The organism is Clostridium sp. AF36-4 (genome assembly GCF_003435975.1).
Lineage (GTDB): Bacteria > Bacillota > Clostridia > Lachnospirales > Lachnospiraceae > Eubacterium_F.
Genome location: NZ_QTVH01000019.1, coordinates 39,011 through 45,329 on the forward strand (window position 1 = coordinate 39,011; position 6,319 = coordinate 45,329).

General features: G+C 38.1%; 6 protein-coding genes and 2 pseudogenes. All 8 read left to right on the forward strand.

Annotation, left to right across the window (positions count from 1 at the left end; all coding sequences use genetic code 11):
- The first annotated feature begins 49 nt into the window (after positions 1 to 49).
- Positions 50 to 1,081: a hypothetical protein gene (locus DW005_RS10230; RefSeq protein WP_117479233.1), complete on the forward strand. Its 1,032-nt coding sequence runs from the start codon at positions 50 to 52 to the stop codon at positions 1,079 to 1,081.
- Positions 1,082 to 1,379: 298 nt separating this feature from the next.
- Positions 1,380 to 1,856, forward strand: coding sequence for a PcfB family protein (locus DW005_RS10235; protein WP_117479234.1), 477 nt, complete (start codon positions 1,380 to 1,382; stop codon positions 1,854 to 1,856).
- Between the two features lie 5 nt (positions 1,857 to 1,861).
- A complete protein-coding gene (locus DW005_RS10240) occupies positions 1,862 to 3,664 on the forward strand; it encodes a VirD4-like conjugal transfer protein, CD1115 family (RefSeq protein ID WP_181975027.1) in 1,803 nt (600 codons plus the stop codon).
- Between the two features lie 264 nt (positions 3,665 to 3,928).
- A pseudogene (locus tag DW005_RS10250) lies at positions 3,929 to 4,051 on the forward strand (Maff2 family protein); the annotation flags it as partial.
- A 353-nt stretch (positions 4,052 to 4,404) separates the two neighbouring features.
- Positions 4,405 to 5,052 carry a TetR/AcrR family transcriptional regulator gene (locus tag DW005_RS10255; protein ID WP_117479237.1) on the forward strand — a complete coding sequence of 216 codons (648 nt, stop codon included), beginning with the start codon at positions 4,405 to 4,407 and terminating at the stop codon, positions 5,050 to 5,052.
- Positions 5,045 to 5,614 carry a flavodoxin family protein gene (locus DW005_RS10260; protein ID WP_117479238.1) on the forward strand — a complete coding sequence of 190 codons (570 nt, stop codon included), beginning with the start codon at positions 5,045 to 5,047 and terminating at the stop codon, positions 5,612 to 5,614. The genes DW005_RS10255 and DW005_RS10260 overlap by 8 nt, the downstream gene beginning before the upstream one ends.
- A complete protein-coding gene (locus tag DW005_RS10265; RefSeq protein ID WP_117479239.1) occupies positions 5,611 to 6,015 on the forward strand; it encodes an FMN-binding protein in 405 nt (134 codons plus the stop codon). Before DW005_RS10260 ends, DW005_RS10265 begins: the two co-directional genes overlap by 4 nt.
- 60 nt (positions 6,016 to 6,075) lie before the next feature.
- Positions 6,076 to 6,319, forward strand: a pseudogene (locus tag DW005_RS10270) (sigma-70 family RNA polymerase sigma factor); the annotation flags it as partial.

Here is a 6,319-nt window from a genome sequence, read left to right on the forward strand (position 1 = left end):
TATAATTTTTGGGGCATATTGTTAGAAAATTAAAAGAGGTTAGAAATAAATGAAATTTACAAAACAACAGAAATTAATAATAAAAAAAATTGCATCGGGTGATATTAAGGATATTCCTTCATTTATAAAGGTATTTAATCTTTCTACATTTTATAATCTTAATAAAGAAGATATTGAAAAGCGGATGAAGCTAGATGAAAACGGAAAAACATACAAGAAGCTGAAGGACGGAGTTAAAACATTTTACAGCACTACATCAACAAATAATGCTTTAGGAATTTCTATGCCCTCTTTTCAGCCAATTATACCAAAAGAGGAGGATTTTGAAGAAGTAACAGCAATAATATCATATAGTGGGTCATCAAAGAACATCGAAATTGATGGTTCAACTAAATTTGAATATGACTTTTTTCAAGGAATTAATGTCACGAATTCTTTTACTGACATTAAAGATTTTCTTACTATTTGGCAATTTCTTAAATCAGAGGGCTTAGTATTAGAAGTAGGGAAGAAAGTAACAAAATTTGATTATGAGCCTTTTTTTGAATATAAACCAATTTTAGAAACAAAATATGGAAGAATGAGGGAGCAAAAACATAAAGAAAAGGCAGAAATAAAAATGGACGAAGCCTCAGTAATTCAAAATGGAAAAGTGTTAAGCAGGGTTGATTCCCCATGTGTTTTGCCAGCAGCTGATTATGACCGAATAAAGGACTATAGAAATTACATAGACTATTATTTTGAATATAATAAGGCGAATGAACTTATTTGTTCTCAGTTTATTAATAAACAAATCTATGGGAATTCCGAACTCGATGTATTTATAAAAAAAGGATTCAAAACAAATGAGGAGATAAATATAAGGAAAACGCTTGTACCGGCTTATTTAGCCTTGGTTCTCACACTTGGAATAACAATATGGCAGAATTTTTCTGCTGATAATTCTGATATAATTACAATCCAAAATCAACTTACTGAGATTCTGCAAACCTTAAATGATAATCCATCGCCTGATTTGACAGAGATAGAAAATAAGATACAAGAAATAATTGATACTTCAGATATATCAATAAGTAAATAAACAACTAGATGATATATTACAAGAAATAAAAGAATATAAACAAATGCCATGATTTCTATAGGGATTTGTTTATGGCAATTTTGTAAAATATGGTTTGTGGTGTTCTAGCAATAATTCAATCAAACCCAAAACAGCGTCAGGGCAGTTATAAGTCGAGAGATTTGTAGCTGCCCTTTTTTATTGCTTTTGGACACGATGTCCAGAAGCGGAAAGGAAAATTATGAGGTATTTATTACATCGGCTGTATGTTCCACCTTAGCGGAGCATACGCACATGGAAATGCAGATCGGAGGTACTTATGCAAGAGGAAGTAACGCAGAAAACAATCGCTCTTGTAATTAAGACCGCTAAACTGGATGCCAACGTCTTAAAGGCTGCAATGCGGATGTATTTGAACCACCGCAGGCAGAAAGCACAGAAAGCGCATGGTAAAACTTCTGTGAAAAAGCTGGTTGGCGAAGGCGTGGGAGTTGCATCTATCGAAGTGACGGATGGCAATATCAAATCCTTTGAGCGGGTAGCTCGTAAATATAATGTTGATTTCGCCGTCAAGAAAGACAAGACAACGGACCCGCCCAAATATGTGGTATTTTTCAAGGGCAGGGATGCCGATGCGGTAGCACAGGCATTCAAGGAATTTGTTTATGGTAATGAGAAACGAAAGAGCAGAACTTCCGTAAGGGAGAAACTGAAACGCTTTAGGGATGCAGTATCACAGAATAAGAACAGAGAACGGAGCCGGGAAAAGAATAAGGACAGGGGGCAGAGCCTTTGAGTAACATCATTGAAGGCATAACCAAAGACCTGAAGGCTATCCCGAAAAATCTGAAAGCAAAAGCAGGCGGTATGGATACCAAGAAGCTGGTGCTTTTGAATCTGCCCTATATCTTTGTTGGATATTTCTGTGATAAGGTTGCATGGCTGTGGAGAGTAGCGGAGGGGACAAATGCTTCTGATAAGATGATGGCAGTCATGAACCGTTTTGATAAGCTGTTTGCCAACCCTTTGCCCAGCTTCCACCCAAGAGATTTACTGATTGGTGTGGCAGGTGGCATAGCACTCCGACTTGTGGTGTATTACAAAGCCAAGAATGCCAAGAAGTTCCGGCAGGGTGTAGAATACGGCTCCGCAAGGTGGGGAAATGCCAAGGATATAGAGCCATATATGGACTCTGTGTTTGAAAATAATGTCCTTCTGACACAGACAGAACGTCTGATGATGTCCGGCAGACCGAAAGAGCCGAAGTATGCAAGAAATAAAAATATTCTTGTTATTGGTGGCTCCGCTTCCGGCAAGACTCGCTTTTTTGTGAAGCCAAATCTGATGCAGATGCACTCGTCTTATGTTGTCACTGATCCGAAAGGAACAGTACTGGTGGAGTGCGGAAAAATGTTAAAAAGGGGCAAGTACAAGATAAAAGTTTTGAATACCATAAACTTTGCTAAATCCATGCATTACAATCCTTTCGCCTACATTCGGAGCGAAAAGGATATTTTGAAACTTGTAAACACGATTATAGTCAACACCAAAGGAGAGGGACAGCAATCCGGTGAGGACTTCTGGGTAAAGGCTGAAAAGCTCTATTATACGGCACTTATCGCTTATATCTGGTATGAAGCTCCGGAGGAGGAGCAGAATTTCGCAATGCTGATTGATATGATTGATGCCAGCGAAGCCAGAGAGGACGATGAGAACTTCAAAAATGCCGTGGACTTATTGTTTGAGGAGCTGGAAGCAGAAAAAACCAATCATTTTGCGGTAAGACAGTACAAGAAGTACAAACTTGCTGCCGGAAAGACAGCGAAATCAATCTTGATTAGCTGCGGTGCGAGGTTAGCACCATTTGATATTAAGGAGCTGCGTGACCTTATGGAATATGACGAGCTGGAGCTTGATACTCTGGGAGAGGAAAAGACAGCATTATTCGTTATTATTTCTGATACCGATGCCACATTTAATTTTGTGGTATCAATCATGTATTCACAGCTCTTTAACCTGCTTTGTGATAAAGCGGATGATGTTTATAACGGAAGGCTCCCGGTTCATGTGCGCATGCTACTTGATGAGTTTGCGAACATTGGGCAGATTCCACAGTTTGAGAAGCTGATCGCTACAATCCGTAGCCGTGAAATATCAGCTTCTATTATTTTGCAGTCAAAATCCCAGCTCAAGGCGATTTACAAGGACAATGCAGATACCATAGAGGGCAATTGTGATACCACATTATTCCTTGGAGGAAAGGAAAAGACCACGTTAAAAGAGTTGGCGGAAGTATTGGGTAAAGAAACGATTGACCTTTATAATACCTCGGATACAAGAGGTACGAGCCAGTCCTATGGTCTGAATTATCAAAAGACCGGAAAAGAGCTTATGAGTCAGGATGAGATAGCGGTCATGGATGGCGGAAAATGTATCATGCAGCTTAGGGGCGTGAGACCTTTTTTCTCAGATAAGTTTGATATAACAAAGCACAAGCGGTACAAGGAGCTGTCCGATTTTGATCCGAAAAATGCCTTTGACATTGAGGACTATGTGAAGCATCTGCATCGCATGAAGGTCAACACCGGACACAGAGGTAGATGATGCCTTTGATTGTGGAGAAGTTGAGGGAGATACAACGAAATAGTGACTTTTGGACAGAATGTCCTAAAGTGCAGAACTTACAACTGAATATGGAACCATTAACCTCTGGACATTGTGTCCAGAAGCAAAAAGAGTTTTGTTATGTATTTTCATACATCTCAAAACTCTTTCTTTATGAAAAAAATTTAGAGAAAGAACGAGGGAAAATCCTCTGCTCGTCAGAGGACTCGCATTTTCCTTCGGAAAACAAGGAGGATAATTAAAATGTCATTTTTTACAACAGCAGTAACAGGATTAAAGACGGTAGTAACCGTAATCGGAGCAGGTGTAGGTGTTTGGGGAGTTATCAATCTCCTGGAGGGCTATGGTAATGATAATCCCGGTGCAAATGCTCATGTGCGGTAAAGAAGCGAACAATCAAAAACAAGAGATAGACTGCCAGCACCACACTATTCCGAACCAAAGACCAAAAGACAAGCATTATGGAAATGTGCATAACAGGCTATGGAATCATGGATAACTCTATTCACAGCACATGGAAAAGCTAAAGTGCAGCTTTCCCACATCCTGCAAACAGAATTACCCACAATTCAACGAGATAGCCAGTTGTACACATTCCCACAATGCCGACGACTACGAAATTCCTTTCATTCATCTATACCAAACATGATTGAAGTTGACAAAGTCTCTTTCAAACGATATAATTAAACTCAAAGTTTAATTATTTTCAGGAGGAAGAAATGGGACGAAGAAAAAAAGAACCGAAGAGTGTACATAGAGAAAAAATTGCTACTGCTGCGTCCGCATTGTTTATGGAAAAAGGCATAGCAGCAACATCTATGGACGATATTGCGAAAGCAGCTGGATACAGCAAGGCGACTTTGTATGTGTACTTTGAAAACAAAGAAGAAATTGTTGGTATTTTAGTGCTGAATAGCATGAAAAAACTCTATGATTACATAGCTTCTGCATTGACACAACAAGAAACAACAAAAGAAAGATATGATTTTATTTGCCGTGGACTAATTCAGTATCAAGAAGAGTTTCCTTTCTATTTCAAAATGGTATTGGATAAAATCAATATTGATTTTGAAAGCCATGATTATCTGGTCGAAGAAAAAGAAACTTATCAAGTAGGTGAAGAAATAAATGAGAAAATAAAAGAGTTCATAGTATCCGGCATAGAGAAAGGTGATCTGCGCAACAATCTGGAAATTATGCCAACTATCTTTAATTTTTGGGGTATGCTATCCGGGATTATTCAACTAGCTGCAAACAAAGAAGAATATATCAAAAAAACAATGGGATTATCAAAAAGCCAATTTTTAGAGCAAGGTTTTCAAATGTTATATTATTCTATTGCGTGTGGAGGGAATGGTTATGAGTGAGAAGAATATACTTGCGATTTTAGGAAGCCCTCATTCAAATGGAATGACTGCGGCTATGTTAGATTGTGCAATTCTTAAAGCTGAAAAAGCAGGCTATATAGTAACTAAAATCAATTTATACGAAAAAAATCTTTCTTACTGTAAAGGCTGCAGGGCGTGTATGAAAACACAAACTTGTATTCAAAAAGATGATATACAGGAAATTGTACATCTTATCCGTAAATGTCAAATAGTAATTCTTGCTGCTCCTGTTTACTGGGCGAATGTACCTGCCCCGGTCAAAAACTTATTTGACCGATTATTGGGAGCGGCTATAGAAGAAACAAATACCTTTCCTAAGCCACATCTGCAAGGTAAGAAATATTTGCTTCTGACTTCTTGCAATACTCCTTTCCCTTTTTCGTGGATATTCGGACAAAGTAAAGGTGCAATCCACAATATGAATGAATTTTTCAAGACAGCGGGTATGAAATCAATAGGAAAAATTGTATGTGCAGGCGCAGCAAATAAACAGGAACTGCCAAAGCAGACGGTCAAAAAGATTGAGAGGTGCTTGAAATGAAAATATCACGAAAAAAAATAATTTTGTCTATTGTTATATTCATTTTTACTATTGGCTTAATAGGGGGCGCAGTTTACTTAAAGAATGTTGCAGATTATAAACAAGCGGTAAAAGAAACCACTTTTGATGAAATAAATATTTCTGATGTTTCTGACGGAGTTTACATCGGAGAATATGATGTGAATTTTATATACGCAAAAGTGGAAGTAACAGTACAAAATAGAGAAATCACAGATATTATCATATTGGAACATAGGCATGAACATGGAAAAGCTGCTGAAACCGTAATTAACGAAATTGTTGATGAACAGAGAATTGACGTTGATGCGGTATCAGGTGCAACAAATTCAAGTATCGTTATAAAGAAAGCTGTTGAAAATGCTCTGAAAAGTGGATTGTAGCATTTTAAATGTAACTTGTAAACCAAGCACTGTTCTATGTGGTAGAAAGGGGGAATTTCCATGACCTGTACAGAAGAATATCAAGAACGCATCGAGTACACGTTCCATGCCTTTTGTAAAGTCGTTATCCGCAACGCCATGTATACAGCGTTAAGGACAAGGAGCAGGAAGAACAAAAGAGAAATATCCCTTGATTACCTCACAGAAGAAAAGCACTACCCGTTAGGCACAGAAGATGAATATTTCATAGTAGGAGAGACACTGGCTATGGCAGACCACACGCTATTAGATCCGTCCTGGTTTG

Excerpts from the sequence above, each read along its gene's own strand:
- DW005_RS10230 (WP_117479233.1), top strand. The coding sequence starts at position 50 with ATGAAATTTACAAAACAACAGAAATTAATAATAAAAAAAATTGCATCG.
- DW005_RS10235 (WP_117479234.1), top strand. The coding sequence starts at position 1,380 with ATGCAAGAGGAAGTAACGCAGAAAACAATCGCTCTTGTAATTAAGACC.
- DW005_RS10255 (WP_117479237.1), top strand. The coding sequence starts at position 4,405 with ATGGGACGAAGAAAAAAAGAACCGAAGAGTGTACATAGAGAAAAAATT.
- DW005_RS10260 (WP_117479238.1), top strand. The coding sequence starts at position 5,045 with ATGAGTGAGAAGAATATACTTGCGATTTTAGGAAGCCCTCATTCAAAT.
- DW005_RS10265 (WP_117479239.1), top strand. The coding sequence starts at position 5,611 with ATGAAAATATCACGAAAAAAAATAATTTTGTCTATTGTTATATTCATT.